General features: G+C 74.7%; 27 protein-coding genes and 1 tRNA gene. 13 read left to right on the forward strand and 15 right to left on the reverse strand.

What is annotated here, in order from left to right:
* Positions 1-3 precede the first annotated feature (3 nt).
* Genes ACGFXC_RS21285 through ACGFXC_RS21305 form a run of 5 tightly spaced genes read left to right on the forward strand, consistent with a single transcriptional unit; the run spans position 4 to position 4,419 of the window.
* Complete coding sequence (locus ACGFXC_RS21285) at positions 4-771, forward strand: enoyl-CoA hydratase family protein (protein WP_393714979.1); 768 nt, start codon at positions 4-6, stop codon at positions 769-771.
* A complete protein-coding gene (locus ACGFXC_RS21290; RefSeq protein ID WP_393714981.1) occupies positions 768-1,619 on the forward strand; it encodes a CoA transferase subunit A in 852 nt (283 codons plus the stop codon). The genes ACGFXC_RS21285 and ACGFXC_RS21290 overlap by 4 nt, the downstream gene beginning before the upstream one ends.
* A gap of 5 nt (positions 1,620-1,624) precedes the next feature.
* Positions 1,625-2,353, forward strand: a complete 729-nt coding sequence (locus ACGFXC_RS21295) for a CoA-transferase subunit beta (protein ID WP_393715354.1) — start codon at positions 1,625-1,627, stop codon at positions 2,351-2,353.
* A 1-nt stretch (position 2,354) separates the two neighbouring features.
* A complete protein-coding gene (locus ACGFXC_RS21300; RefSeq protein ID WP_393714983.1) occupies positions 2,355-3,440 on the forward strand; it encodes an NAD(P)H-dependent flavin oxidoreductase in 1,086 nt (361 codons plus the stop codon).
* A gap of 31 nt (positions 3,441-3,471) precedes the next feature.
* Positions 3,472-4,419 carry a tyrosine-protein phosphatase gene (locus ACGFXC_RS21305; RefSeq protein WP_393714985.1) on the forward strand — a complete coding sequence of 316 codons (948 nt, stop codon included), beginning with the start codon at positions 3,472-3,474 and terminating at the stop codon, positions 4,417-4,419.
* A gap of 85 nt (positions 4,420-4,504) precedes the next feature.
* Here ACGFXC_RS21305 and ACGFXC_RS21310 read toward each other — a convergent pair whose 3' ends face one another.
* From ACGFXC_RS21310 to ACGFXC_RS21335, 6 genes are all read right to left on the reverse strand, one after another.
* On the reverse strand, positions 4,505-6,190 hold the full coding sequence (locus ACGFXC_RS21310; RefSeq protein ID WP_393714987.1) for a DEAD/DEAH box helicase: 1,686 nt from the start codon (positions 6,188-6,190) through the stop codon (positions 4,505-4,507).
* A 126-nt stretch (positions 6,191-6,316) separates the two neighbouring features.
* Positions 6,317-6,523 carry a cold-shock protein gene (locus ACGFXC_RS21315; RefSeq protein ID WP_030707191.1) on the reverse strand — a complete coding sequence of 69 codons (207 nt, stop codon included), beginning with the start codon at positions 6,521-6,523 and terminating at the stop codon, positions 6,317-6,319.
* A 200-nt stretch (positions 6,524-6,723) separates the two neighbouring features.
* Positions 6,724-7,881, reverse strand: coding sequence for an acetyl-CoA C-acetyltransferase (locus ACGFXC_RS21320; protein WP_393714989.1), 1,158 nt, complete (start codon positions 7,879-7,881; stop codon positions 6,724-6,726).
* Between the two features lie 19 nt (positions 7,882-7,900).
* The gene (locus ACGFXC_RS21325) at positions 7,901-8,515 is read right to left on the reverse strand and encodes a TetR/AcrR family transcriptional regulator (RefSeq protein WP_393714991.1); all 615 of its coding nucleotides are present in this window, start codon (positions 8,513-8,515) and stop codon (positions 7,901-7,903) included.
* Positions 8,516-8,530: 15 nt separating this feature from the next.
* The gene (locus ACGFXC_RS21330; RefSeq protein ID WP_393714993.1) at positions 8,531-9,316 is read right to left on the reverse strand and encodes an SDR family oxidoreductase; all 786 of its coding nucleotides are present in this window, start codon (positions 9,314-9,316) and stop codon (positions 8,531-8,533) included.
* A complete protein-coding gene (locus tag ACGFXC_RS21335; protein WP_393714995.1) occupies positions 9,313-10,461 on the reverse strand; it encodes an acyl-CoA dehydrogenase family protein in 1,149 nt (382 codons plus the stop codon). The genes ACGFXC_RS21330 and ACGFXC_RS21335 overlap by 4 nt, the downstream gene beginning before the upstream one ends.
* A gap of 46 nt (positions 10,462-10,507) precedes the next feature.
* Here ACGFXC_RS21335 and ACGFXC_RS21340 point away from each other — a divergent pair, with 46 nt between their 5' ends.
* From ACGFXC_RS21340 to ACGFXC_RS21350, 3 genes are read left to right on the forward strand one after another with little or no spacing between them, the layout of a single operon-like run.
* Positions 10,508-11,380, forward strand: a complete 873-nt coding sequence (locus ACGFXC_RS21340; RefSeq protein WP_393714997.1) for an enoyl-CoA hydratase — start codon at positions 10,508-10,510, stop codon at positions 11,378-11,380.
* Positions 11,380-12,525: an acyl-CoA dehydrogenase family protein gene (locus ACGFXC_RS21345; protein WP_393714999.1), complete on the forward strand. Its 1,146-nt coding sequence runs from the start codon at positions 11,380-11,382 to the stop codon at positions 12,523-12,525. Before ACGFXC_RS21340 ends, ACGFXC_RS21345 begins: the two co-directional genes overlap by 1 nt.
* Entirely contained in the window at positions 12,525-13,508 is a 984-nt protein-coding gene (locus tag ACGFXC_RS21350) for an acyl-CoA dehydrogenase family protein (RefSeq protein WP_393715001.1), read from the forward strand. Before ACGFXC_RS21345 ends, ACGFXC_RS21350 begins: the two co-directional genes overlap by 1 nt.
* On the opposite strand, the gene ACGFXC_RS21355 is transcribed toward ACGFXC_RS21350, so the two are convergent.
* The 3 genes from ACGFXC_RS21355 to ACGFXC_RS21365 all read right to left on the reverse strand — a co-directional run bounded on the left by ACGFXC_RS21355 (position 13,481) and on the right by ACGFXC_RS21365 (position 15,047).
* Positions 13,481-13,915 carry a YrdB family protein gene (locus tag ACGFXC_RS21355; RefSeq protein ID WP_393715003.1) on the reverse strand — a complete coding sequence of 145 codons (435 nt, stop codon included), beginning with the start codon at positions 13,913-13,915 and terminating at the stop codon, positions 13,481-13,483. The genes ACGFXC_RS21350 and ACGFXC_RS21355 overlap by 28 nt on opposite strands.
* Positions 13,915-14,649, reverse strand: a complete 735-nt coding sequence (locus tag ACGFXC_RS21360) for a class I SAM-dependent methyltransferase (protein WP_393715005.1) — start codon at positions 14,647-14,649, stop codon at positions 13,915-13,917. Before ACGFXC_RS21360 ends, ACGFXC_RS21355 begins: the two co-directional genes overlap by 1 nt.
* A 65-nt stretch (positions 14,650-14,714) precedes the next feature.
* The gene (locus ACGFXC_RS21365) at positions 14,715-15,047 is read right to left on the reverse strand and encodes a hypothetical protein (RefSeq protein ID WP_393715007.1); all 333 of its coding nucleotides are present in this window, start codon (positions 15,045-15,047) and stop codon (positions 14,715-14,717) included.
* Positions 15,048-15,112: 65 nt separating this feature from the next.
* Here ACGFXC_RS21365 and ACGFXC_RS21370 point away from each other — a divergent pair.
* A tRNA-Asp gene (locus tag ACGFXC_RS21370) sits at positions 15,113-15,187 on the forward strand.
* Positions 15,188-15,293: 106 nt separating this feature from the next.
* Here the strand turns inward: ACGFXC_RS21370 and ACGFXC_RS21375 are convergent.
* Genes ACGFXC_RS21375 through ACGFXC_RS21385 form a run of 3 tightly spaced genes read right to left on the reverse strand, consistent with a single transcriptional unit; the run spans position 15,294 to position 18,103 of the window.
* On the reverse strand, positions 15,294-16,241 hold the full coding sequence (locus ACGFXC_RS21375) for an alpha/beta hydrolase (protein WP_393715009.1): 948 nt from the start codon (positions 16,239-16,241) through the stop codon (positions 15,294-15,296).
* On the reverse strand, positions 16,238-16,966 hold the full coding sequence (locus ACGFXC_RS21380; protein ID WP_393715011.1) for an SDR family NAD(P)-dependent oxidoreductase: 729 nt from the start codon (positions 16,964-16,966) through the stop codon (positions 16,238-16,240). The genes ACGFXC_RS21375 and ACGFXC_RS21380 overlap by 4 nt, the downstream gene beginning before the upstream one ends.
* Before the next feature lie 3 nt (positions 16,967-16,969).
* A complete protein-coding gene (locus ACGFXC_RS21385; RefSeq protein WP_393715013.1) occupies positions 16,970-18,103 on the reverse strand; it encodes an LLM class flavin-dependent oxidoreductase in 1,134 nt (377 codons plus the stop codon).
* A 112-nt stretch (positions 18,104-18,215) separates the two neighbouring features.
* Between ACGFXC_RS21385 and ACGFXC_RS21390 the strand changes: the two genes are divergently transcribed.
* Positions 18,216-18,821, forward strand: a complete 606-nt coding sequence (locus ACGFXC_RS21390; RefSeq protein WP_393715356.1) for a helix-turn-helix transcriptional regulator — start codon at positions 18,216-18,218, stop codon at positions 18,819-18,821.
* Here ACGFXC_RS21390 and ACGFXC_RS21395 read toward each other — a convergent pair.
* The gene (locus tag ACGFXC_RS21395; protein WP_393715015.1) at positions 18,740-19,327 is read right to left on the reverse strand and encodes a flavin reductase family protein; all 588 of its coding nucleotides are present in this window, start codon (positions 19,325-19,327) and stop codon (positions 18,740-18,742) included. The genes ACGFXC_RS21390 and ACGFXC_RS21395 overlap by 82 nt on opposite strands.
* A 230-nt stretch (positions 19,328-19,557) precedes the next feature.
* On the opposite strand from ACGFXC_RS21395, the gene ACGFXC_RS21400 reads away from it, so the two are divergent.
* The 3 genes from ACGFXC_RS21400 to ACGFXC_RS21410 are packed head-to-tail and all read left to right on the forward strand — an operon-like array spanning position 19,558 to position 22,795.
* Positions 19,558-21,102 (forward strand): FadD3 family acyl-CoA ligase, encoded by a 1,545-nt coding sequence (locus ACGFXC_RS21400; protein WP_393715358.1) that lies wholly within the window; start codon positions 19,558-19,560, stop codon positions 21,100-21,102.
* The gene (locus ACGFXC_RS21405; RefSeq protein ID WP_393715017.1) at positions 21,099-22,289 is read left to right on the forward strand and encodes an acyl-CoA dehydrogenase family protein; all 1,191 of its coding nucleotides are present in this window, start codon (positions 21,099-21,101) and stop codon (positions 22,287-22,289) included. Before ACGFXC_RS21400 ends, ACGFXC_RS21405 begins: the two co-directional genes overlap by 4 nt.
* Positions 22,286-22,795 carry a pyridoxamine 5'-phosphate oxidase family protein gene (locus tag ACGFXC_RS21410; protein WP_393715019.1) on the forward strand — a complete coding sequence of 170 codons (510 nt, stop codon included), beginning with the start codon at positions 22,286-22,288 and terminating at the stop codon, positions 22,793-22,795. Before ACGFXC_RS21405 ends, ACGFXC_RS21410 begins: the two co-directional genes overlap by 4 nt.
* Here the strand turns inward: ACGFXC_RS21410 and ACGFXC_RS21415 are convergent.
* Both ACGFXC_RS21415 and ACGFXC_RS21420 read right to left on the reverse strand, forming a co-directional pair.
* A complete protein-coding gene (locus ACGFXC_RS21415; RefSeq protein ID WP_393715021.1) occupies positions 22,788-24,086 on the reverse strand; it encodes a DUF1906 domain-containing protein in 1,299 nt (432 codons plus the stop codon). The genes ACGFXC_RS21410 and ACGFXC_RS21415 overlap by 8 nt on opposite strands.
* A 153-nt stretch (positions 24,087-24,239) precedes the next feature.
* Entirely contained in the window at positions 24,240-24,980 is a 741-nt protein-coding gene (locus ACGFXC_RS21420) for a hypothetical protein (RefSeq protein WP_393715023.1), read from the reverse strand.
* Positions 24,981-24,998: the final 18 nt, after the last annotated feature.

Consider the following 24,998-nt stretch of genomic DNA (forward strand, 5'->3'; position numbering starts at 1 on the left):
CTCATGGGTGTCTCCACCTCCAGCCCCGACAAGGGCGTCTCACTCATCACAGTCGACTTCCCGCCCGTCAACGCCCTCCCGGTACGCGGCTGGTACGACCTCGCCGACGCCCTGCGCGCGGCGGGCCGCGACCCCGAGGTCCGCTGCGTGGTCCTGGCCGCCGAGGGCCGCGGCTTCAACGCGGGCGTCGACATCAAGGAGATGCAGCGCGACACCGGGCACGCCGCCCTCATCGGCGCCAACCGCGGCTGCTACGAGGCCTTCGCCGCCGTCTACGAGTGCGAGGTCCCCGTCGTCGCGGCGGTGAACGGGTTCTGCCTGGGCGGCGGCATCGGCCTGGTCGGCAACGCCGACGCGATCGTCGCCTCCGACGACGCCGTCTTCGGCCTGCCCGAGCTCGACCGCGGCGCCCTCGGCGCGGCCACCCACCTGGCCCGGCTGGTCCCCCAGCACCTGATGCGCGCCCTGTACTACACCTCGCGCACCGCCACCGCCGCCGAACTGCACCGGCACGGCTCGGTGTGGAAGGTCGTCCCGGGCGCGGAACTGCGGGCGGCCGCCCGGGAGCTGGCCGCCGAGATCGCCCGCAAGGACGGCTACCTGCTGCGGCTGGCCAAGGCCGCGATCAACGGCATCGACCCCGTCGACGTCCGGCGCAGTTACCGCTTCGAACAGGGCTTCACCTTCGAGGCCAACCTCAGCGGGGTCGCCGACCGGGTCCGCGACACCTTCGGCGCAGCCGCCTCCGGAAAGGACGGGAGCACCCCGTGACCGACAAGACCATGACCCCCGACGAGGTGGTCGGCCGGCTGCGCAGCGGCATGACCCTCGGGATCGGCGGCTGGGGCTCCCGGCGCAAGCCGATGGCCCTGGTCAGAGCACTGCTCCGGTCCGAGATCACCGATCTGACCGTCATCGCGTACGGCGGCCCGGACGTCGGCCTGCTCGCCGCCGCCGGCCGGATCAGCCGCCTGGTCACCCCCTTCGTCACCCTCGACTCGATCCCGCTGGAGCCGCACTACCGGGCCGCCCGCGAGAGCGGCGCGTTCGCCCTGACCGAGTACGACGAGGCCATGTTCATGTGGGGCCTGCACGCCGCCGCGAACCGGCTGCCCTTCCTGCCCGTCCGGGCCGGTCTCGGCTCCGACGTGATGCGGGTCAACCCGGAACTGCGCACCGTCACCTCCCCGTACGCCGACGGCGAGGAGTTCGTCGCCGTCCCCGCCCTGCGCATGGACGCGGCTCTGGTCCACCTGAGCCGCGCCGACCGCCTCGGCAACGGCCAGTACCTGGGCCCCGACCCCTACTTCGACGACCTGTTCTGCGAGGCCGCCGACACCGCGTACGTCTCCTGCGAACAGCTCGTGGAGAGCGCCGAGCTGGCCAAGTCGGGCCCCTTGCAGTCCCTCCTGGTCAGCCGGCACGCGGTGACCGGGGTCGTGGAGACCCCGAACGGCGCGCACTTCACCTCCTGCGTGCCCGACTACGACCGCGACGAGGCCTTCCAGAAGATGTACGCCACCACCCCCTGGCCGGAGTTCGCCGCCCGCTTCCTGTCGGGCCCGGGCGAACACGACTACCAGAGCGCCGTCCGCGCCTGGCACGAGGAGCAGCAGTGACCGCCCTGCCCACCCGCCCCGAGTACTGCGTGATCGCCTGCGCCGAGGCCTGGCGCGACAACGGCGAGGTCCTCGCCAGCCCGATGGGCCTGGTCCCCGCCTTCGGCGCCCGCCTCGCCAAGCGCACCTTCTCCCCCGACCTCCTGCTCACCGACGGCGAGGCCACCCTGGTCGGCCTGGACGGCACGCCCGAGGGCTGGCTCCCGTACCGCAGGCACCTGACGATGGTCACGGGCGGGCGGCGGCACGTGATGATGGGCGCCAGCCAGATCGACCGGTACGGCAACCAGAACATCTCCTGCATCGGCGACTGGGAGCGGCCCGCCCGCCAGCTCCTGGGCGTGCGCGGGGCCCCCGTCAACACCCTGAACAACCCGGTGAGCTACTGGATCCCCAAGCACTCCCCCCGGGTGTTCGTCGAGCGCGTCGACATGGTCAGCGGCGTCGGCCACGACCGCGCCGAGGCCGCCGGGGTCACCCGCTTCCACCGCCTGCCTCGCGTCGTCAGCGACCTCGGCGTCTTCGACTTCGAGGGCCCGGGCCGCACGATGCGGCTGGCCTCCCTGCACCCGGGCGTCACCCTGGACCGGGTCCGCGAGGCCACCGGCTTCGAGCTGGCGCTGCCCGCGGGCGGTGAGGTCCCCTACACCCGCGAGCCGACCGGCGAGGAGCTGCGGCTGATCCGCGAGGTGATCGACCCCAAGGGCCTGCGCGACCGCGAAGTACGGGTCTGACGTGGCACCGCAGGCGGCGGCGCCCGCCATGGAGACCGCCTTCACCCGGCTCGTCGGCGTCCGCCACCCCATCGTCCAGACGGGCATGGGCTGGGTGGCCGGCCCGCGCCTGGTGTCGGCGGCGGCCGAAGCCGGGGCGCTCGGCATCCTCGCCTCGGCGACGATGACCACCGAGCAGCTGCGGGCGGCCGTCCACGAGGTGAAGTCCCGTACGGACGCCCCCTTCGGGGTCAATCTGCGCGCGGACGCCGGGGACGCGGCCGAGCGCGCCCAGCTGATCATCGACGAGGGCGTACGGGTGGCCTCCTTCGCCCTGGCCCCCTCCAGGGAGCTGATCGCCCGCCTCAAGGACGCGGGCGTGGTGGTGATCCCCTCCATCGGGGCGCGCCGGCACGCCGAGAAGGTCGCGGCCTGGGGCGCGGACGCGGTGATCGTGCAGGGCGGCGAGGGCGGCGGCCACACCGGGGACGTGGCGACCACGGTGCTGCTGCCGCAGGTGGTCGACGCCGTGGACATCCCGGTGGTCGCGGCGGGCGGCTTCCGCGACGGCCGCGGCCTGGTCGCGGCGCTGGCCTACGGCGCCGCGGGCATCGCCATGGGCACCCGCTTCCTGCTGACCTCCGACTCCCCCGTCCCGGACGCCGTCAAGGCCGAGTACCTGAAGGCGACCGTCAAGGACGTCACCGTCACCACCGCCGTCGACGGGCTGCCGCACCGGATGCTGCGCACCGAGCTCGTCGAGGCATTGGAGCGGGCGGGCCGCGCCCGGGCGCTGGCCCGGGCGGTGCGGCACGCGGCGGGGTTCAAGAAGCTGTCGGGCCTGACCTGGTCGCGGATGGTGCGCGACGGGCTGGCGATGAAGCACGGCAAGGACCTGTCCTGGAGCCAGGTCCTGCTCGCCGCGAACACCCCGATGCTCCTGAAGGCGTCCATGGTCGAGGGCCGTACGGACCTCGGAGTCATGGCATCCGGCCAGGTCGCGGGGGTGATCGAGGATCTGCCGTCCTGTGCGGAGCTCGTCGGCCGCGTCATGGCCGAGGCACACGCGGTACTGCACACGCTCCGCACCCTGCCTCCACCAGGGTGATCCCCCTTCTCCGTCACGGGAGTCGTATCCAATGAGCCGTGCCCGAACCCGCCTGGCGACCGCGGCGGCCGTCGCCTCGCTGGCCCTCGTCGCCGCCCTGCCCGCCGCCGCGCCCGCGGTGGCCGCCGCGCCCGCGGTGGCGGCCGCCCCCGCGGGCCGCAGCGCCCCGCACCGGCCGCAGGCCCCGGCGATCCGCCAGATCCCCCTCCAGGGAGCCGTCAACGTCCGCGACGTCGGCGGCTACCGCACCTACACCGGCGGGCAGGTCCGCCAGGGGCTGGTCTACCGCTCCGACGCGCTCGGCAAGCTGACCCCGGCGGACATCACCACCGTCGCGGGTCTGGGCCTCACGAAGGCCGTGGACTTCCGCATCCCCCTGGAGGTCCAGTACGACGGCGCCGACCGGCTGCCGCCCGGCCTCGCCGCCACCTCCCGCCCGGTCAGCGACCTGGGCCTGTACGGGACCCTGATGACCGCGATCGGCAGCGGTGACCCCGTCCAGCAGGAACAGATGCTCGGCGGGGGCCGCGCCGAGTCCTACATGCGCGACATCTACCGCACCTTCGTGAGCAGCCCCGAGAACCGGGCGCAGTTCGCGGCGACGCTGCGGGAGATCGCGGACGGCCGGCAGGGCCCGCTGCTGTACCACTGCACCTCGGGCAAGGACCGTACCGGCTGGATGAGTTACGTCCTGCTGCGCGCGCTGGGCGTGCCGGAGCAGAGCGCCGGGGCCGACTACCTGGCCTCGAACACCTTCCGGGGGGCCTACGACGCCCAGGTCCGGGCGGGCCTCAAGCAGTCGGGCCGGATGCAGAACCCGGACCTGCTGATCCCGCTCCAGGAGGTCCGCCAGGACTACCTGGACGCGGCGACGGCGCGGATGGAGGCCGACTACGGCAGCTTCTACGGCTACCTGACGAAGGGCCTCGGCCTGGACCTGGGAACCCTGGCGAGGCTCCAGTCCAAGATGGTCCGCTGACGGCGGTCCACCGCGGCCGGAACGCGAAGGAGCCGGGCGGCGCATCGCGCGCCGCCCGGCTCCTTCGTCGTCGTACGTCCGCCCGTCAGACCGCGCGGCGGCGGCCCTGGCCGCCGGTGCCGACGCGGCTGCGCGCGGAGGCGGCGGCCGCGCCGCCGGAGGCGCCGCCCCCGGTGCGCCGGCCCTGGCCCGCCGCTGCGGAGCCCGAGCCGGAGCCGCCCTGGCCGCCCTGGCCGCGACGGCCCTGGCCGGACCCGGCGGAGGCGGGGGCCTGCCCGGAGGCGCCGCCGGTGCGACGGCCGCGGCCGCCGCCCGCCGGGGCGCCGCCCGTGGCGGAACCGGTGCGCGGGGCGCCCGAACGGCGGCGCGCCGAGCCGGAGCCCGAGCCCGAGCCGGAGCGCTGCTTCGGCGGGGTGGCCTGCGGCACCTCCAGCACCACGGGGATGCCCGAGGGCTCCTTGGCGCCGGTGAGGCGGGCGAGCTCCTCGTCGGAGGACTTGATCTGCGCGGTGCGCGGGGTGATGCCGGCGTCCGACATCAGCCGGGTCATGTCGCGCTTCTGGTCGGGCAGGACCAGGGTGACGACGCTGCCGGACTCGCCCGCGCGGGCCGTGCGGCCGCCGCGGTGCAGGTAGTCCTTGTGGTCCGTCGGCGGGTCCACGTTGACGACCAGGTCGAGGTCGTCGATGTGGATGCCGCGCGCGGCCACGTTGGTGGCGACCAGTGCGGTGACCTCGCCCGTCTTGAACCAGTCGAGGGTGCGGTTGCGCTGCGGCTGCGAGCGGCCGCCGTGCAGGCCGGAGGCGCGGACACCGTCCGCGAGGAGCTTCTTGACCATGCGGTCGACCCCGCGCTTGGTGTCGACGAACATGATCACCCGGCCGTCGCGAGCGGCTATGCGCGTGGCCACGGCCTTCTTGTCGGTCTCGTCCATGACGTACAGGACGTGGTGCTCCATCGTGCTGACCGCGCCGGCGGACGGGTCGACGGAGAAGGCGACGGGGTCGGTGAGGAACATCTTGACGAGCTTGTCGATGTTCTTGTCGAGGGTCGCCGAGAACAGCATGGTCTGCCCGCCGGGCGCGACCTGCTTGAGCAGGGCGGTGACCTGCGGCATGAAGCCCATGTCGGTCATCTGGTCGGCCTCGTCGAGGACCGTGACGGCGACCTGGGAGAGGTCGGCGTCGCCGCGGTCGATGAGGTCCTTCAGGCGGCCGGGGGTGGCGACGAGCACCTCGGCGCCGCGGCGCAGGGCGCCGGACTGCCGGTTGATCGACATGCCGCCGACGACGGTCGCGATGCGCAGGTTCACGGACGTGGCGTACGGCGCCAGGGCGTCGGTGACCTGCTGCGCGAGCTCACGGGTCGGCACGAGGACCAGCGCGAGCGGCTGCTTCGGCTGGGCGCGGTGACCGGCGGTGCGGGCCAGCAGCGCCAGGCCGAAGGCCAGCGTCTTGCCGGAGCCGGTGCGGCCGCGGCCGAGCAGGTCACGGCCGGCGAGGGAGTTCGGCAGCGTGGCGGCCTGGATGGGGAACGGCTCGGTCACGCCCTGGGCGGCGAGGGTCTTCAGCAGCGCCTCGGGCATGCCCATGTCCTCGAACGCGGCCACCGGCGCGAGGGCCGGGGTCAGCGGTTCGGGCATGGTGAATTCTTGCGGCCGGGCAACGGGGGCGGACTTCTGCCGTCCCGCGCCAGCCTTCGGACGTCCCTGGGCCGCACCTCGGCCCCGAGTGGGGCGGCGGCTGGGTCGTGCGGAGCTGGAGCTGGTCATGCGGAAAAAGCCCTCCTGAAACCGGCAGGTACGCACGTTCGCACGCGGTGGGGTGCGAACGCGGGTGAAACAGCAGACAAGCCGGGGCCCGCACCTCGCGGTGCGGACCCCGGCCGGCTGACGTACTTAGTTGGCGGGGAGGATGTTCTCCGCCTGGGGGCCCTTCTGGCCCTGGGTCACGTCGAAGGACACGCGCTGGCCCTCCTGGAGCTCACGGAAGCCCTGGGTGGCGATGTTCGAGTAGTGGGCGAAGACGTCCGGGCCGCCACCGTCCTGCTCGATGAAGCCGAAGCCCTTTTCCGAGTTGAACCACTTCACGGTGCCAAGTGCCATTTGAATCTCCTGAATAGGCGGCAAGGGCCCCATCCGGAGATCCCGGTAAAAACAATTAAAGCGCCTGTCGGAGCATTCCCGTCAGGCGCACATAAAGTTCATGGGTACCACAACTGCAACGCGTCCAAAGCTAGCACACCTCCCCGGGGGCGCGCTGCCCGGACGGTCGGGAGTCTTCCGTCCGGGCCCCTGACCTGCGTCTACAGCCGTTCGATGATCGTCACGTTGGCCTGCCCGCCGCCCTCGCACATGGTCTGGAGGCCGTAGCGGCCGCCGGTGCGTTCCAGCTCGTGCAGCAGCGTGGTCATGAGCTTGACACCCGTCGCGCCCAGCGGATGGCCCAGGGCGATCGCGCCGCCGTTGACGTTCACCCGGTCCGGGTCGGCGCCGGTCTCCTTCAGCCAGGCCAGGACCACCGGGGCGAAGGCCTCGTTGATCTCGACCAGGTCGATGTCGGACAGCGCCAGGCCCGTCTTCTTCAGGGCGTACGCGGTCGCGGGGATCGGCGCGGACAGCATCCGGATCGGGTCCTCCCCGCGCACGGAGAGGTGGTGGATGCGGGCCCGGGGGGTGAGGCCGTGTTCGGCGACCGCCCGGGCGGAGGCGATCAGCATGGCCGCCGCGCCGTCGGAGACCTGCGAGGAGACGGCCGCGGTGATGGTGCCGCCCTCCACGACCGGCTTCAGGCCCGCCATCTTCTCCAGGGAGGTGTCCCGGCGCGGCCCCTCGTCCGCGCTCACGTCCCCGTACGGGACGGTCTCGCGCGCGAAGCGGCCCTCGTCGATCGCCCGCAGCGCCCGCTGGTGGGAGCGCAGGGCGAACTCCTCCATGTCGCGGCGCGAGATCCCCCACTTCTCGGCGATCAGCTGCGCCCCGTGGAACTGGTTGACCGGGGCGTCGCCGTAGCGGGCGCGCCAGCCCGCCGAGCCCGCGTAGGGGCCCTCGGTGAAGCCCAGGGGTTCGGCCGCCTGCCGGGAGGCGAAGGCGATGGGGATCATCGACATGTTCTGGGTGCCGCCCGCGACCACCAGGTCCTGGGTGCCGGACAGCACGCCCTGCGCGGCGAAGTGGACGGCCTGCTGGGAGGAGCCGCACTGGCGGTCGACGGTGACCCCCGGCACCTCCTCGGGCAGGCCCGCCGCCAGCCAGGCCGTCCGGGCGATGTCCCCGGCCTGCGGGCCGACGGTGTCGAGGCAGCCGAAGACCACGTCCTCGACGGCGGCCGGGTCGATCCCGGTCCGTTCCACCAGCGCCTTCAGGACGTGTGCGCCGAGGTCGGCGGGGTGCACGGCGGACAGCCCGCCGCCCCGGCGCCCCACGGGCGTGCGGACGGCGTCGACTATGTAGGCCTCGGGCATCGGGACTCCTCTTGGGGGGTTACGTGCGTACGGCGATCCCGTCCAGCACCATCGACAGGTACTGGCGGGCGATCTCCTCGGGGCTGTGCTGGCCGCCGGGCCGGTACCAGGAGGCGGCGACCCACACCGTGTCGCGGACGAAGCGGTAGGTGAGGCGGATGTCGAGGTCGGCCCGGAAGACCCGGGCGGCGACCCCGCGCTCCAGCGTTCCGAGCCAGGCCTTCTCGAACTTGACCTGCGAGTCGGAGAGGTAGTGGAAGCGGGGCTGCGCGGACAGGTGCCGGGACTCCTTCTGGTAGATGGCGACGGCGGCGCGGTGCCGGTCGATCTCCCGGAAGGACTCGGTGACGAGGGCCTCGATGGTCTCCCTGGGGCCGAGACCGGCGGCGAGGACGGTGTCGTAGCCCGCCCACAGCTCGTTCAGGAAGGCCGAGAGGATCTCGTCGAGCATCGATTCCTTGGAATCGAAGTGGTAGTAGAGGCTGCCGGCGAGCATGCCGGCGGCGTCCGCGATCTTGCGGACGGTGGTGGCGTTGTAGCCCTGGGCCGCGAAGACCTCGGCGGCGGTGTCGAGGAGTTCGCGACGGCGCTCGGGCGAGGCCGTCACCTGCGTCTTCTTCTTGTTCGTTGGCACGGGCCCATTCTGCGGCTACGCGTGCTGGCTGCTGACCGAGACGGTCTCGCCCGTCATGTACGAGGAGTACGCGCCGGCCAGGAAGACGATGACGTTGGCGATCTCCCAGGGTTCGGCGTAGCGGCCGAAGGCCTCGCGGGCGGTGAGCTCGGTGAGCAGCTCCTCGCTGGTGACCTTCACCAGGTGCGGGTGCATGGCCAGGCTCGGGGCGACGGCGTTGACGCGCACGCCGAACGCGGCGGCCTCCAGCGCGGCGCAGCGGGTCAGGGCCATCACCCCGGCCTTGGCGGCGGCGTAGTGGGCCTGGCCGGTCTGGGCGCGCCAGCCGACGACGGAGGCGTTGTTGACGACGACGCCGCCGCGCCCGGACGCCTTCAGGGAGCGCAGGGCGGCGCGGGTGCAGCGGAAGGTTCCGTTCAGGGTGACGTCGAGGACCTTGTTCCACGCCTCGTCGCTCATGTCGACGAGGTCGGCGGTGCCGCCGAGTCCGGCGTTGTTGACGACGACGTCGAGGCCGCCGTGGAGCTCTTCGGCCCGCGCGAACAGGGCCTGGACCTGGTCCTCGTCGGTGACGTCGCAGGGCAGGGAGGCGACGCGGGCGGCGCCGAACTCGGCGGCGAGGGCTTCCTCGGTCTCCTTCAGGCGGCGGGCGTGGGCGTCGCCGATCAGGACGTCGGCGCCCTCCTCCAGGAAGCGGCGGGCGGTGGCGCCGCCGATCCCGGCGCCGGCGGCCGCGGTGATGACGGCGGTGCGGCCGCGGAGCAGTCCGTGGGCCGGGACGTAGGCGGGTGCGGGGCTCATGCCCGTACCTCCTTGGGAAGGCCGAGGACGCGCTCGGCGACGATGGTGCGCTGGATCTCGTCGGACCCGGCGTAGAGGGTGTCGGCGCGGGAGAAGAGGAAGAGGCGCTGCCAGTCGTCGAGGTCGTACGCCTCCCCGTGCGCGCCCGCGGCCAGCAGTGAGGCGGCGCCGCGCACGTCCATGGCGAGTTCGCCGAGGTCGCGGTGCCAGCGGGCCCAGTACAGCTTGGCCAGGGAGGGCGGGGTGGCGGGCAGCAGGGCGAGGGCCCGCATGGCCTCCAGGCCGGTCCAGGCGCGGGCGAGGCGGTCGCTCAGGAGCGGGTCGGCGAGGGCGCCGTTGGCGGTGGCGAGGGCGGCGAGGGCTTCGAGTTCGCGGCGGAAGCCGACCTGCTGGCCGAGGGTGGAGACGCCGCGTTCGTAGCCGAGGGTGGCCATGGCCACGGCCCAGCCGTCGCCGGGGGCGCCGACGACGTGCGAGGCGTGGGTACGGGCTCCGTCGAAGAAGACCTCGTTGAATTCGGAGGTGCCGGTGAGCTGGACGATCGGGCGGATCTCGACGCCGGGCCCGTCGAGGGGGACGAGCAGGTAGGACAGCCCGGCGTGGCGGCGCGAGCCCGCTTCGGTGCGGGCCAGGACGAAGCACCACTGGGCCTCGTGGGCGAGGGAGGTCCAGGTCTTCTGGCCGTCGATCACCCACTCCCCGTCGTGCAGGGCGGCCCGGGTGCGGACCGCCGCGAGGTCGGAGCCGGCGCCCGGTTCGCTGTAGCCCTGGCACCACAGCTCCTGCACGGCCCGGATCGGCGGGAGGAAGCGGGCCTTCTGCTCCTCGGTGCCGTGGTCGATGAGGGTGGGGCCGAGGAGCTGTTCGCCGATGTGGTTCACGCGGGCGGGGGCGTCGGCGAGGGCGTACTCCTCGTGGAAGGCGATCTGCTGCCCGATGCTCGCGCCGCGGCCGCCGTGTTCGGGCGGCCAGCCGATGCAGGTCCAGCCGTGGGCCGCCATGTGCCGCTCCCAGGCCAGGCGTTCGGCGAAGGCCTCGTGTTCGCGGCCGGGTCCGCCGCGGCCCTTGAGGGCGGCGAACTCGCCGGTGAGGTGGGTGCGGAGCCATCCGCGGACCTCGGTGCGGAACTCCTCGACGCTGCTCATGGCCGTACGTTAACCTACCAAACACTTGTTAGGGAAGGATCCGTGGATGCCTGCTCACCCCGCCTCCGACGAGGCCCGCGAGGAGGAGCCCGTGGTGCTCTACGAGCGCCGCGGCCCCCTCGCCTACGTGACCATGAACCGCCCCCGCTACCGCAACGCCCAGAACGGCGCGATGACGTACGCGCTGGACGACGCCTTCTACCGGGCCGCCGACGACCCCGACGTGAAGGTGGTCGTCCTCGGCGGGGCCGGCGCGCACTTCTCGGCGGGCCACGACATCGGCACCCCCGGCCGCGACGCCCACCTGCCCTTCGAGCGGCGGGCCGGACTGTGGTGGGACCACTCCCGCCGCACGGGCGCCGAATCCCGCTTCGCCCGCGAATCGGAGGTGTACCTGGGGATGTGCCGCCGCTGGCGGGAACTGCCCAAGCCCGTGATCGCCTCCGTCCAGGGCGCCTGCGTGGCGGGCGGGCTGATGCTGGCCTGGGTGTGCGACCTGATCGTGGCCGGCGAGGACGCCTTCTTCGCCGACCCGGTGGTGCGCATGGGCATCCCCGGGGTCGAGTACTTCGCCCACCCGTGGGCGATGCCGCCGCGCATCGCGAAGGAGTTCCTCTACACCGGCGACCGGATGTCGGCCCGCCGGGCCCACGAGATCGGCATGGTCAACCGGGTCGTCGAACCCGCCGAACTGGCCACCGCCACCGAACTGCTGGCCCTGCGGATCGCCGAGATGCCCGCCTTCGGGCTGGCCCTGACCAAGCGGGCCGTCAACCAGGCCGAGGACCTCCAGGGCCTGCACGCCGGCATGGACTCCGCCTTCGGCCTGCACCACCTCGCGCACGCCCACAACGCCGAGACGGCCGCCGACCCGCTCGGCGGCATGGACGTGGCGGCCATGAAGGAGGCGAACGGCTGATGGACATCGACCACGCGCCGGAGGTGGCGGACTTCCGGGCCCGGGCCCGGGACTGGCTGCGCGCGCACGTCCCGGCCCGGCCGCTGCCCTCGCTGGAGACGGAGGCCGGATTCGCGGCGCACCGGGAATGGGAGGCGCTGCTGCACGCGGACCGCTGGTCGGTGGTGTCCTGGCCCGAGGAGTACGGGGGCCGGGGCGCGGACATCGAACGGTGGCTGGTCTTCGAGGAGGAGTACTGGGCGGCGGGCGCGCCGGGCCGGGTCTCGCAGAACGGCATCAACCTGCTCGCCCCCACCCTCTTCGACCACGCGACGCCCGCACAGCGGGCCCGCGTCCTGCCCGCGATGGCGAGCGGGGAGGTCATCTGGGCCCAGGCCTGGTCCGAACCGGAGTCCGGCTCCGACCTGGCCTCGCTGAAGTCCCGGGCCGAGCGCACGGAGGGCGGCTGGCTGCTGTCGGGGCAGAAGACCTGGTCCTCGCGGGCCGCCTTCGCGGACCGGGCCTTCGGCATCTTCCGTACGGATCCCGGCGCGGCCCGACCCCACCACGGGCTCACGTACCTGATGTTCGACCTGCGGGCGCCCGGGGTCACGGTGCGGCCCGTCGGACGCCTCGACGGGAAGCCCGCCTTCGCCGAGCTCTTCCTCGACGAGGTCTTCGTGCCCGACGAGGACGTGATCGGGGAGCCCGGGCAGGGCTGGCGGATCGCCATGTCGACGACGGGCAACGAGCGGGGCCTGACCCTGCGCTCCCCCGGCCGCTTCCTGGCCTCCGCGGAGCGGCTGCTGGCCCTGTGGCGCGAGCGCGGCGACCCCGCGGACACCGCGCTGGCCGACCGGGTCGCGGACGCGCTGGTCGGTGCGCGCGCCTACGAACTGTTCACCTGGACCAACGCCTCCCGCTTCGCGGCCGGGGCCGCCATCGGCGCCGAGTCCAGCCTGAACAAGGTGTTCTGGTCCCAGTACGACATCGCCCTGCACGAAACGGCCCTGGACCTGCTGGGGGCGGACGCCGAGCTGGCGGACGGCGAATGGGCCGAGCCCTGGGTGTTCTCGCTGGCCGGACCGATCTACGCGGGCACCAACGAGATCCAGCGCGACATCATCGCCGAGCGGCTGCTCGGCCTCCCGAAGGGCCGCCGCTGATGCGCTTCCTGCCGACCGAGGAACAGTCGGACTTCACCCGCACCCTGCGCTCCCAGCTCGCCGCCGCCGGGGTGCCGTCCGTCGTACGGGCCTGGGCGGCGGGCGACCACGGGCCGGGCCGGGAGCTGTGGTCGCGGCTGGCCGACACCGGACTGGCCGCGCTGGCCGTGCCGGAGGCCCACGACGGGCTGGGCCCGCTCCCGGTGGAACTGGCGCTCGGCTTCGTCGAGCTGGGGCGGGCCGGGGTGCCGGGGCCGGCGGTGGAGGGCGCGGCCGCCTCCGTCCTGCTGGCACGGCTGGGGGACGAGGTCCTGGCGAAACGGTTCCTCCCGGGGCTCGCCTCCGGCGCCGCCCTCGCCACGCTGACCCTGCCCGGCGGGTCCCCGTACGCCCTGGACGCGGACGCGGCGACGCACCGCTTCACGGTCTCGGCGGCCGGGGAACTGCGCCTGGCCCCCGGCGGCGGGGACGCCCTGGCCTCCCTCGACCCGGCCCGGGCGCTGTCCGCCCCGGCGGCCGGCGGGGAACTCCTCGCGGCCGGACCCGCCGTCACGGCCGCCGCCCGCGAAGCCCTCGACTGGGCGCGGCTGCTGACGGCGGCCCAGTGCCTGGGCGTCGGCGAGGCCCTGCTCGGGCGCACCGTCGAGTACGTGAAGCAGCGCACCCAGTTCGGCACGCCGATCGGGGCCTTCCAGGCGGTCAAGCACCGGCTGGCGGACACCCTGCTCGGCCTGGAGTTCGCCCGGCCGCTGCTGTGGGCGGCGGCGCTGTCGCTGGAGCCCGGCGAGGTCGCGGCGGCCAAGCTCACCGCGGGCGAGGCGGCGTACGCGGCCGCGCTGACCGCGCTCCAGTTGCACGGGGCCGTCGGCTACACCGAGGAGCTGGACCTGTCGCTGTGGCTGCGCAAGGCCCGCCCGCTGCGCGACGCCTGGGGGACGCCCGCGGCCTGCCGGGCTCAGGTGCTGCGCTCCCGGGAGCGGTAGGCGGTGGCGAGGGCGGTGTTGACGAGCACCAGTCCGGCGAACCACCACGCCCGCTGCCCGTGCCCCAGCCCGGCGACGGCCAGGGCCGCGGAGCCGAAGACCAGGGCCTTCACCCCGAGGACGGCCGGCAACGGCACCCGGTAGCGGGCGCGCGGGGCGGCGAAGGCCCCCCACAGGACGGCCGCGGCGCCCGCGACCACCGCCCCGATCAGCGCGCCGACGACCAGGCGGCCGCCCCACTCGTAGCCCCAGACGGCGAGCGCGAGCAGGGCGGCCACCTCCAGGACGAAGGCGAGGAGGTCGTTGAGCAGCCGGAGCGCGCGCGGCACCCGGAGCGGGCGCAGCGGCCGCCGGGCGCGCTGCGGGCCGTGGGGTGCGGGGCCGTGGGGTGCGGGGCCGGTGTCCATCAGGCGTTCCCGGCGACGTGCAGGCTGACGGTGTAGGGCTCCTCCACCGTCCCGTCCGGGAAGTGCACGGCCAGGCGGGCCCGTTCGGCCTCCATGAACGCGCGGGTGCCCTCGGCGCCGAGGAGCAGGAACGCCGAGTGGCTGGAGAGGTTGGCCAGGTGCGCCTCCAGCGGGATCCGGCGCGACCAGGCGACGGTGCGCGTGGCGAAGCCCGAGGGGAGGCCCTGCGGAAGGGCACGGAAGTGCGTGGCGGCGCCCGCGGGGAAGAAGGCCCGGAGCCGCTCGGCCTGCGCGGCGACCCAGGAGACGGTTTCGTCGGCGTCGTTCCACCAGATCGCGAGCGATCCTCCGGGGCGCAGCACGCGCAGCGCCTCGGGGACGGCGAGCGCGGGGTCGGTCCAGTGCCAGGCCTGGGCGTAGGTGACGAGGTCGAAGGCGCCGGTGGCCAGGGGCAGCCGGTCCCCGTCGCCGCGCACCACCGGGACGTCCGGGTGGGCGCGCCGGAACTCCGCGGCCATCCCGTCCCCGGGTTCGACGGCGGTCACCCGGGCCCCGCGCCGGTGCATCGGCCCGGTGTCCAGGCCCGTCCCGGCGCCCACGTCGGCCACCCGCGCCCCGTCGAACGGCAGCCCGGCCAGCTCCTCGACGGCGTCGTACAGCTCCTCCGGATATCCGGGGCGGTGGGCCGCGTACAGGGCGGCGGCCGTGTCGAAGGAACGGGCGCGTGACGTCATGGGGTCATTGTTTTCGATACCCCCGGCCGCTGACCAGCCCGTTCCATGCGTTCGCGGGAAGGGGCTCAGGTGCGGCGGCGGGACAGGCGCAGCAGCACGGCCGTCTGGAAGAGGAGCAGGACGGCGGTGGCCCCCCGGGCGGCCCACGGGGCCGGGCCGGTGTCCTGGCCGGCGTACCCCGCCCAGGCGGCGGCGCCCGCGAGGGCCGCGCCGACGGCCAGGACGGCGACGAGGAAGCGGCCCGCGAACTCGGCCGGGGTGCCGTGGGGGACGGCGGAGCCGAGGACGAACACCCCGAGCAGGACGGGGATCCAGGGGGCCGCGGAGTCGCGCAGCAGGAAGGCCGCGCCCGCCTCCACGGCGAGGAGCAGGCAGGCGCGCATCAGGAACCCAGGCATGGACACATCATGCCGGGGAAACCCCCGTGCGCACCCGTCCGCGGCCCGCGTACGATCACCGCACGGCGGGGTCGTAGCACAGAGGCAGTGCGCCTACACGTCATGGAGGAGGACGCCGGTTCGAATCCGGCCGCCCCGCCCCCTTCTCGCTCCGTCCGCCGGGCCGTTGGCCGTACGGCGGAGGACCGTACGGCGGAGGACCGTACGGCGGAGGACCGTACGGCCGGCGGCCCGGGCGCTGCGGGCCTACGGCTGCCGCCCCCGCGGCGTCGCCGCCAGCCAGGCCGCCGCTCCCGCGAGCGCCGCCCGGCCGGCCGGCAGCGGCAGGCCCAGGAAGCCGTGGAAGACCCCCGGGTAGAGCCGGACCTCGCAGTCCACGCCCGCCCGGGCGAGCCGCCGCGCGTACGCCAGGCCCTCGTCGCGCAGCAGGTCGCAGTCGGCGAGGAGGACCAGCGTGCGCGGCAGTGCGGACAGCTGCGGGTCCGGGGCCCGCAGCGGCGAGACGTGCGGGTGGGCGGGATCGCCGCCGTACTGGTCCCAGTACCAGGCCATGTGCGCGGCGGTGTGGAAGTACCCGCGCCCGTACGCGGCCACCGACCCGGAGTCCATGGCGGCGTCCAGCGGCGGGTACACCAGCAGCTGGCCGGCGACCAGTTCGGGCGCCCGCAGGGCCGTCACCGCCGCCAGGTTGCCGCCGCTGGAGTCCCCGGCCACCACCACCCGGCGCGGGTCGCAGCCCAGGGCGGTGGCCGCGGCCCGCGCCCACAGCAGCACCGAGAGCGCGTCGTCGAGGGCGGCGGGCCAGGGGTGTTCCGGGGCCAGCCGGTAGTCGGCCGAGACGAGGACGGCCCCGGAGGCCGCGGCGAGCCTGCGGCAGGTGGCGTCGTGGGTGTCGAGCCCGCACATCACCCAGCCGCCGCCGTGCAGGTACACGACGAGGGGGCGGTCCGTGGCCCCGGGCGCGGGGTCGTACACCCGGACCGGGACCCCGCCCGCGACGGCGTCCCGCACCGAGGCCACCTCCGGGCCCGGCGGCCCGGGCACGGCCGCCGCCCGCAGCGCGGCCGCGTCGCCGGGGGCGGGGAAGCCCGCCGCCATGGCGTCGCACAGCCCCCGTGCGGCCGGGGAGAGCCCGTCCGCCCCGCCGTGCGCGGCGCCCGCGGCGTACGCGGCGTCGTCCGTGGCTTCGCTCATCGGGCCGTCATCCCCCCGTCGACCGCGAACTCCGCGCCCGTCACGTACGAGGAGGAGTCCGAGCACAGGAACAGCACCAGCTCCGCGACCTCGCGCGGCCGCCCCATCCGCCCGAGCGGCACGTGCGACCAGTCCCGTCCGGCGACCGCGTCGGCCACCATCGGGGTGTCGATGGCCCCCGGGTGCACCGAGTTGACCCGGATGCCGTCCGCCGCGAGGTCGAGCGCCGCCGAACGGGTCAGCCCGCGCAGGGCGAACTTGCTGGACCCGTAGGCCGCGTGGCCCGGGATGCCGACCAGGCCCGCCGTCGAGGAGATGTTGACGACCGAGCCGCCCCCGGCCGCGCGCAGCACCGGCGCCACCGCCTGGATGCCGAGGAACGGCCCCAGCAGGTTGACGCGCAGCAGTTCCTCGAAGCCCTCGGCGCTCTGGCGTTCCACGTGCGCGGTGCGCCACAGCGCGGCGTTGTTGACGAGCGCCGAGACGGTCCCGAAGGCGGCGACCGCCTCCCGCACCACCCGGGCCCAGCTGCCCGCGTCGGCCACGTCGTGCCGTACGTACAGGCCCCTGTCGCCCAGGGAGGCGGCGACCGCCCGGCCCTCCTCCTCCCGGATGTCGGTGACGACGACCCGCGCCCCCGCCTCCGCGCACAGCCGGGCCTCCTCGGCCCCCTGTCCGCGGCCGGCGCCGGTGATGACGACGACCTTCCCGTCCAGCGAGACCACGGCTCAGCCCTCCCCGTCCCGCTCCAGGGCGCGGAAGTGCGGGATGACCTTCTCGCCCCACTGCCGGATCGTCTCCATGCAGGCCTCCTGCGGGACGGTGCCCATCTGGATCAGGCACATGACCTCGTCGACGCCGATGTCGCGCAGCTGCTCGACGTAGGCGATGGCCGTCTCGGCGCTGCCGTAGGCGTGCTCGGCGTTGTAGGTGCCGGTGTCCACGGGGCGGGCCGGGATGTCCGCCTCGTGCAGCCGCGCGACGAGCTCCTCGCGGCCCCGGGCGAGGGCGCCCGCGTGGTCCTCGTCCTCGGCGTACCCGGTGGGCGCGGGCCCGTTCCCGTACCAGTGGGCGATGGACTCGGCGAAGAAGCGCTGCCCGCGGGTGCCCAGGCGCAGGGCACGCTCGGCGTCGTCGAGGACGATGGTGGGGCAGAGCGCGGAGAGGTGGTCGTTGACCCGGTCGGAGACGAACCGCTCGCCGGTGCGGGTGGCGATGGCCTCGTCGTAGACCTTGCGCATGGTGCGGACGTCGTCCGCGCCCGCGAAGCCCATCACCAGGGCGCCGATGCCCAGTTCGGCGGCGAGCTTGAGGGTGTCGTGCTTGGAGCAGGCCATGAAGAGCGGGGGGTGCGGCTCCTGTACCGGGCGGGGCAGGATCGCGCCGGGGCCGATGTCGAGGGAGCCGTGCCATTCGAACTCCGGCTCGCGCCAGGCCGCGGAGAAGATCCGCAGGGCCTCCTCCATCTGCGGGTAGGTGTCCTCGGGGCGGACCCCGTACATGGACATCTCCTGGCGGGTGGCCCCGCGCCCGGCGCCGACGTCCACGCGTCCGCCGGAGAGCACGTCGAGCATGGCGGCGCGTTCGGCGACGCGGACGGGGTGCTGGTAGCCGAAGGGCATGGTGACCACGCCGTGGCCGATGCGGATCTTCTGCGTCCGGGCGGCGACCCAGGTCAGGAAGATCTCGGAGGCGCTCATGTGGGCGTACTGGGTCAGGGAGTGGTGCTCCACCGCCCAGATCCGGTCGAAGCCCATCTCCTCGGCGAAGACGGCCTGTTCGACGCAGTCGTGGATGACCCGGCGTTCGCGTTCGGGGGTCGGGTCGACGAGCTGCGCCTCGAAGATCATCGAGAACTTCACGGTGCGGTCCCTCCATCCGGGGATCGGGTGGGCAGTACGTGTATGCCTAATAGGAATACTTCTAGCAGTCATACGCAGCGGGGGGAAGGCCATCGCGGACACCGGTCGTAGACTGCGCTGCGTGGCAGACGAGAAGGACGAGACGAACAAGCGCGCGCTCCCCGCGACCAGCTGGGCGGTGCTCGGCCTGCTCTCCTTCGGTGAGGAGCTGTCCGGCTACGACCTGAAGAAGTGGTCGGACTGGTCGCTGCGCTTCTTCTACTGGAGCCCCTCCTTCAGCCAGATCTACAGCGAGCTCAAGCGGCTGGAGAAGGCCGGATACGCCTCCTCGCGGCTGGTCGCCCAGGACACCGGCACCCGCGACAAGCGCGTGTACCGGATCACCGACGCGGGCATGGCCGCCGTCCGCACCTGGGCGCGCGAGGCGCCCGTCGACCCCCCGGTGCTCAAGCACGGGCCGATGCTCCGGCTGTGGCTGGGCCACCTGCTGGAGCCGGAGCAGATGCGCGAGATCCTGCGCGGGCACCAGGAGTTCGCCGAGAAGATGCGCTGCCGCGCGGTGGCGGACGGGGAGGGCGCCCAGGACGAGGCGGCATGGGCGTACCCCACGCTCACCCTCAAGTGGGCCGAGCGGTACTACGCCTCCGAGCGCGACCTGGCCGCCGCCATGCTGGCCGACATCGAGGCGCTCGCGCCGGAGTCCGGCACCCGCCCGTAGGCCCGGCGGAAGTAGAGCAGCGGAGCGCCGTCGCGGTGCGCCGTCGCGGCGGTGACCCGGCCGAGCGCGATGACGTGGTCGCCGCCGTCCAGCACGTCCTCCAGTACGCATTCGACGGTGGCGAGCACCCCGTCGAGCAGCGGCGCGCCGTTCGCGCCCGGCCGCCAGGACACCCCGGCGAACTTGTCGCCGCCCGTGACGGCGAACCGGCGGCTCAGCTCCAGCTGGTCCGCCGCCAGGACGTTGACGGCGAAGGCGCCCGCGGCGCGGATCCGCGGCCAGGTCGTCGAGGTGCGGGCCGGGCAGAAGCAGACCAGGGGCGGGTCCAGGGAGACCGACGAGAACGACTGCACGGCCATCGCGGCGGGCCGGCCGCCGTGTCCGTCGCCGTCGGTTCCGGGCGCCGTGACGACGGCGACTCCGGTGCAGTAGCTGGACAGGACCGCCTTCATGGCATCGGCCGTGGCAGCGGCGGTGACGGTGGGGCCGACGAGGGGGATCGACACGGGGACCTCCGGGATCCAGGGGGAAGTTGTTCCTAGTAGGTATATGCCTAACCGAAACAGCTGTGATTGGATACCGCCCACGCTCGCTCGTCAAGTAGGGAGGGTTCGTGACCAGCCCCCGCCAGACCCCGCAAGTGCCCCCGCCCCCACCGCCGTCGGCCCCCGTGCCCCGCCTGCCACCGGCCCCCGCACCCCCCGCTCCGGCGGTCGCGCCGCCCGCCACCCTCGCCCTGCTCCCCGAGTACGCCGCCGCCCTGTACGGGGACCGCGAGGCCCTCGCCGACGGGGAGGTCCGCTGGAGCTTCGCCCGGCTGGCCGAAGAGGTCGCCGCAGCGGCCCGGGCCGCCATCGCCCACGGCGTCCGGCCGGGCGACCGGGTCGCCCTCTGGGCCCCCAACAGCCGCCAGTGGATCACCGCCGCGCTCGGCGCCGTCGGCGCGGGAGCGGTGCTCGTCCCCGTGAACACCCGCTACAAGCCCGCCGAGGCCGCCGACGTCATCCGCCGCAGCGGCGCCCGCGTGCTGTTCACCGAACGCGGCTTCCTCGGCGGCGACTACGCCCGCGAACTGCACGCCTCCGGCGAGGACCTCGGGGCCCTCGGCTCCACCGTGCTGCTGCGCGGCGGCGCCGGGGCCGAGTCCTGGGAGGCGTACCTGCGCGCCGGGGAGTCCGCCCCGGACGCGGAGCGCGCCGAACGCGCGGCCCTGATCCGGCCGGACGACGTCGCCGACGTCCTCTACACCTCCGGCACCACCGGCCGCTCCAAGGGCGTGCCGCACACCCACGGCCAGACGCTGCGGCTCTACGCCTCCTGGGCCGACCTCGTCACCCTGCGCCCCGGCGACCGGTACCTGCTGGTCAACCCCTTCTTCCACACCTTCGGCTACAAGGCGGGCGTGCTCGCCTGCCTGCTGCGCGGGGTCACCATGCTCCCCGAGGCCCGCTACGACGCCGACCGCATCCTGCGGCGCATGGCCGACGAGCGCGTCACCTGCCTGATGGGCCCCCCGACCGTCTTCCACGGCCTGATCCGCCACCCGGACCGCCCCGCCCACGACCTCTCCGCCCTGCGGCTGGCCGGCACCGGCGCGGCCTCCGTGCCCGCCTCCCTCGTCGAGGAGATCCGCGCCGCGCTGGGCGCGCCCGACGTGTTCACCGCGTACGGGCTGACCGAGTCCGGCGGGGTCGTCTCCGTCTGCCCCACCGACGCCGACGCCACGACGCTGGCCCGGACCGTCGGGCTGCCGCTGCCCGGCACCGAGGTGCGGATCGCCGGCCCGCTCGGCGCGGTGCTGCCCGCCGGGGAGCCCGGCGAGGTGCAGGTGCGCGGCTACCACGTCACCGCGGGCTACGTGGACGACCCGGCCGCCACCGCCGAGGCGATCCTGCCCGGCGGCTGGCTGCGCACCGGGGACATCGGGGTGCTGGACGACCGCGGCTACCTGTCCATCACCGACCGGCTGAAGGACATGTACGTGGTCGGCGGATTCAACGCCTACCCGGCGGAGGTGGAGAACGTGCTGCTCACCCACCCCGCCGTCGCGGACGCGGCCGTGGTCGGCGCCCCGGACGAACGCCTCGGCGAGGTCGGGGTCGCCTACCTCGTCACCACCGCCCCGGTCACCGCCGAGGAACTCACCGCCTGGACCAGGGAACGGCTGGCCAACTTCAAGGTACCCCGGAGGTTCACCGTGCTGGAGGAACTCCCGCGCAACGCGGGCGGCAAACTGCTCAAGGCGCCGCTGCGGCGGGCGGCCCGGGGGGAGTCCGCGTGAACGTCCCGACGCCCGCCGCGCCGCCCGCGTCCCCGGCGGCCCGTGTCTCTCCCGCCTCCCCCGCCGCCCCCGCCTCCCCCGCCTCCCTGGTTCCGACCGCCGAGCAGGACGCGCTGCGCGACGCCGTGCGCGCCGTCCTTGCCCGCCACCCCGGCCCGGCGGCCTGGGGGCCGCTGACGGAGGGGGTGGGCGTGGCCGCGCTGGCCGTACCGGAGGAGTACGGCGGGCTGGGCTGCGGACCCGCCGAGACCGGGGTGGTGATGGCGGAGCTGGGCCGCGCGCTGAGCCCCGTACCGTACCTGGGCTCGGCGGTGCTGACCGTGGGGGCGCTGCTCGCGGCCGGGGACCGCGCCGCCCTCGCCCGGCACCTGCCGGGGCTGGCCGACGGCTCGGTGGTGGGTGCGCTGGCCTGGGCCGAGGACTCCCCGGGCGGTCCCGGCGGCTGGCAGTCCGGGGACCTCGTCGCCCGGGCGCGGGACACCGGCTCCGGCCCGCTCCTCACCGGCGCGAAGCGCTACGTCCTGACCGGCCCGGACCGCCCGGGCCTGCTGCTCGCCTTCGCCCGGGCCGCGGACACCGGCCGTCTCGGCCTCTACGAACTCACCGCCCCGCCTGCGGAGTTCACCGTACGGGCCACCATGGACCAGACCCGCCCGCTGGCCTCGCTGACCCTGGACCGCACCCCGGCACGGCTGCTCGGCGCCGACGGCGCGGCCGTCCTCGACCGGGTCCTGGACCTGGCCTGCACCGCACTCGCCGCCGAACAGGCGGGCGCCGCCGCACGGGCCTTGGAGGTGACGGTCCGGCACGTGAAGGAACGCGTCCAGTTCGGCCGGCCCATCGGCTCCTTCCAGGCGGTCAAACACCGGCTCGCCGACCTGTACGCGGCCGTCGAGACGGCCCGCGCCCTCGCCCTGGCGGCGGCCGCCGCCGACGCCGCCCCGGCCCTCGCGGCGGCCGCCGCGGCGGCCTGCTCGGAAGCCTTCGCGCACGTCGCGGGCGAGATGATCCAGCTGCACGGCGGCATCGGCATCACCTGGGAACACGAGGCCCACACCTTCTTCAAGCGCGCCCACGGCTCCACCCAGCTGTTCGGCCCCCCGGCCGCGCACCGGCGGCGCCTGGCCACCCACCTGGGCTACGGCCCGGGCGGAGGCGTCGGCGCAGGCGGTTTGATGGGGCTATGACGACGAACAACTGGGCAGCGTTCGAGCAGGCGGAGCCGGAGTTCGCGGCGGGCGTCCGGGCCCGCTTCGCACAGTTCCCGCACCACGTGCTGGGCACCCTCCGCAAGGACGGCTCCCCCCGCCTCACCGGACTCAACGTCGACATCCGCGGCGGGGAGCTGTGGCTCGGGATGATGCCGGGCTCGATGAAGGCCCTCGACCTGCGGCGCGACCCCCGGTTCGCCCTGCACACCAACCCCGGCGAGGGCGAGACCATGTCGGGGGGCGACGTACGGGTCTCCGGGCGGGCGGTGGAGGTCGTGGATCCGCCCGAGCTCCACCGGTACGCCGAGGAGACCGAGTCCCCGCACCCCTTCCACCTCTTCCACGCCGACCTGGCGGAGGTCGTACGCACCGGGGTCGAGGGCGACGAGCTGGTGGTGCGGACGTGGACCCCGGCGCGGGGGCTGCGCACCCTGCGCCGGGGCAACGACGACGAACCGGCCCGCGAGGAGCCCGTCAGCTGAGCGGGACCGGCCCGCCGGCCGGGCCGCCCACCGGACCGAGCGCGGCCGGGTCCACCTCGACCCGGCTGCGGTCGATGTTGATCGTCACCCCGCCGTACGAGGCGTCGTGGTCCCCCCGGAACTGGTGGGCCCGGCGCGGCCCGGCCCACTGCGCGGTGCCCTTGGGCAGGCCCATGTCCTCGTCGGTGACGGTCGCCGACAGGTTCCAGCGGGCCACCCACAGCACGTCCGGCATGGACTGCGGGGCCTGCTGGTAGTGGGCGCTGAGGGCCTTGGCCCCCGAACTCGCGGAGACGTACGCCGCCGAACGGTGGCCCAGCTCGTGCAGCCGGACCGTCCAGGCGGTGAGGTAGGCGACGACCGGGGCGTCCCAGGTGGCCCGGTCGGAGTAGTTCTCCAGGTCGTCGTAGAGCGGCGTGCCCGGTGCCAGCCCGAGCGCCCGGGCCGCCTCGGCCGCCCCGTCGGCGGCCTCCCGGCCCTGTGCCTCGGCCCGGGAGGGGTCGGTGGACAGGCCGGTGGAGGAGCTGTTCCAGGGCTGCGGGCCGACCCAGATCGGCATCAGGTGCCAGCCCGCCTCGGTCTGCTTGCGGACCCAGCCCGCCGTCAGCTGCGGCTGGGCGCAGGCGCGGGCGCGGCCGCCGATGTAGATGCCGACCGCGCCGAAGGGGGATTCCGCCCGCCAGGTGTCCATCGACTTCTGCGTCGGGGCGGTGCAGGCGTCGAAGCCCGTCCCCGCGAAGGCCTCCCGGGGCGCACGGGGCACGGGCGGCGGGCCCGCGGCGGGGACGGCCGGCGCGGGCGCGGGGGCCGCGTCCCCGGGCGTCGCGGCCCGGGCCAGCAGGCCCCGTACGGCGGCCGGGTCCTCCCCGTACGAGAGGGTGGCCATCACCCCGGTGCCGCGCAGGGCGTACCGCACCTCACCGCTCGGGCCCTCGGCGGGCGGCAGGGCGGTACCGGGGTCCACGGGGAGGGTCGGCACGTCGGCGCGCGGCGGGGCGCCCGCCATCGGCTCCAGGTGCAGGGTGTCGGCGCGGGTGGCGACGGCCCGGCCGGCGGCGCACTCGGACTGGGATCCGGCGTGGCCCAGGTAAAGGGCGGGACGGTCCAGGCGGAGGCAGGCGTCGGGGTGCCGGTCGAGGTCGACGACCCGCCAGCCGGCGGGCAGGGCCAGGTGCAGCCCCTGGTAGTCGACGGTCCGCCCGCCGCCGGCGGCGACGGCGGGCGAGAGGGAGGCCGCGGGCAGCAGCAGGGCGGCGCCGAGCAGGCACCGCAGCAGCGTTCGGGAGGGCATGGCCCCCACTGTTACCAGACCCCGGGCGCCACAACTCCACCCGAACCGGGACGGAATGCTCCGTCCGGCCCAGGCGGTCACACGGGCCGGGGGGCGCACCGGCTGCCCCCCGCGCAGTCGGTGCGCCCCCCGGCCCGGGTGACCGCCCGCCCCTCAGGGCTTGCAGAACTGCGGCGCGGTCGGCGGTACGAACACGGCGTCCAGCACCAGGTCCCCCGAGACCTTGACCGTGGTCATGTCACGGGCGGCGCCGAGGCCGCCGGAGTTCTCGAAGCTGAGGTTCTCGGGCAGGGCGTCCTGCTCCACCGCGTCCCCGAGGTGCAGCACGGAGATCGTGCCCTTGCACGCTTCGGGGCTCGGCGGCGCAGCCTCGTACGCCCGGCCGCCCGCCGGCCCGACCGTGAACTCCCGGTCCTCGATCCGCTCGTAGCGGAAGGAGAGGCCGTAGAGCTTCCCGGTCACCGGATCCCGGTTCGCCTCCGCGGTCATCACCACCCAGAACTGGGTGACGGCCACCTTCTGCGGCTCGCAGGGCAGTTGTGACCGGTTCGGGTGGAAGGCGACCCCGTCGTAGTAGGCGTAGATGCCGTGCGTGATGCCCGCGCTCTCGTTCGGGAGGTCCCTGAGGTAGGCGAACCGCTCGCGCGTGCTCATGCCGGCCGTGCTCGTGCAGGAGGGCGTGGGAGTCGGCGTGGGCGTGGGGGTGGGCGTGGGCGTCGGTGTGGGCGTGGGCGTCGGGCTCGCGGACGGGGTCGGGGTCGCGGACGGGCTCCGCGTCCCGGCGCCGCCCGACGGGCCGGCCGCGGCGTCGGCCGCCCGGCCGGAGCAGCCGACGGCGGCGGTGAGCAGGCAGGCGGCCAGGACAGGGGCGGCGAACCCCGGTAATCGGCGCATCGGGCATCCTCCGGGTCG

The organism is Streptomyces sp. NPDC048507 (genome assembly GCF_043199995.1).
Classification (GTDB): Bacteria; Actinomycetota; Actinomycetes; order Streptomycetales; family Streptomycetaceae; genus Streptomyces.

Coding starts and splice junctions, on each gene's coding strand:
- ACGFXC_RS21285 (WP_393714979.1), top strand. CDS start 4: ATGGGTGTCTCCACCTCCAGCCCCGACAAGGGCGTCTCACTCATCACA.
- ACGFXC_RS21305 (WP_393714985.1), top strand. CDS start 3,472: ATGAGCCGTGCCCGAACCCGCCTGGCGACCGCGGCGGCCGTCGCCTCG.
- ACGFXC_RS21310 (WP_393714987.1), bottom strand. CDS start 6,190: ATGACCAGCTCCAGCTCCGCACGACCCAGCCGCCGCCCCACTCGGGGC.
- ACGFXC_RS21315 (WP_030707191.1), bottom strand. CDS start 6,523: ATGGCACTTGGCACCGTGAAGTGGTTCAACTCGGAAAAGGGCTTCGGC.
- ACGFXC_RS21320 (WP_393714989.1), bottom strand. CDS start 7,881: ATGCCCGAGGCCTACATAGTCGACGCCGTCCGCACGCCCGTGGGGCGC.
- ACGFXC_RS21330 (WP_393714993.1), bottom strand. CDS start 9,316: ATGAGCCCCGCACCCGCCTACGTCCCGGCCCACGGACTGCTCCGCGGC.
- ACGFXC_RS21335 (WP_393714995.1), bottom strand. CDS start 10,461: ATGAGCAGCGTCGAGGAGTTCCGCACCGAGGTCCGCGGATGGCTCCGC.
- ACGFXC_RS21340 (WP_393714997.1), top strand. CDS start 10,508: ATGCCTGCTCACCCCGCCTCCGACGAGGCCCGCGAGGAGGAGCCCGTG.
- ACGFXC_RS21345 (WP_393714999.1), top strand. CDS start 11,380: ATGGACATCGACCACGCGCCGGAGGTGGCGGACTTCCGGGCCCGGGCC.
- ACGFXC_RS21350 (WP_393715001.1), top strand. CDS start 12,525: ATGCGCTTCCTGCCGACCGAGGAACAGTCGGACTTCACCCGCACCCTG.
- ACGFXC_RS21355 (WP_393715003.1), bottom strand. CDS start 13,915: ATGGACACCGGCCCCGCACCCCACGGCCCCGCACCCCACGGCCCGCAG.
- ACGFXC_RS21360 (WP_393715005.1), bottom strand. CDS start 14,649: ATGACGTCACGCGCCCGTTCCTTCGACACGGCCGCCGCCCTGTACGCG.
- ACGFXC_RS21365 (WP_393715007.1), bottom strand. CDS start 15,047: ATGCCTGGGTTCCTGATGCGCGCCTGCCTGCTCCTCGCCGTGGAGGCG.
- ACGFXC_RS21375 (WP_393715009.1), bottom strand. CDS start 16,241: ATGAGCGAAGCCACGGACGACGCCGCGTACGCCGCGGGCGCCGCGCAC.
- ACGFXC_RS21410 (WP_393715019.1), top strand. CDS start 22,286: ATGACGACGAACAACTGGGCAGCGTTCGAGCAGGCGGAGCCGGAGTTC.
- ACGFXC_RS21415 (WP_393715021.1), bottom strand. CDS start 24,086: ATGCCCTCCCGAACGCTGCTGCGGTGCCTGCTCGGCGCCGCCCTGCTG.
- ACGFXC_RS21420 (WP_393715023.1), bottom strand. CDS start 24,980: ATGCGCCGATTACCGGGGTTCGCCGCCCCTGTCCTGGCCGCCTGCCTG.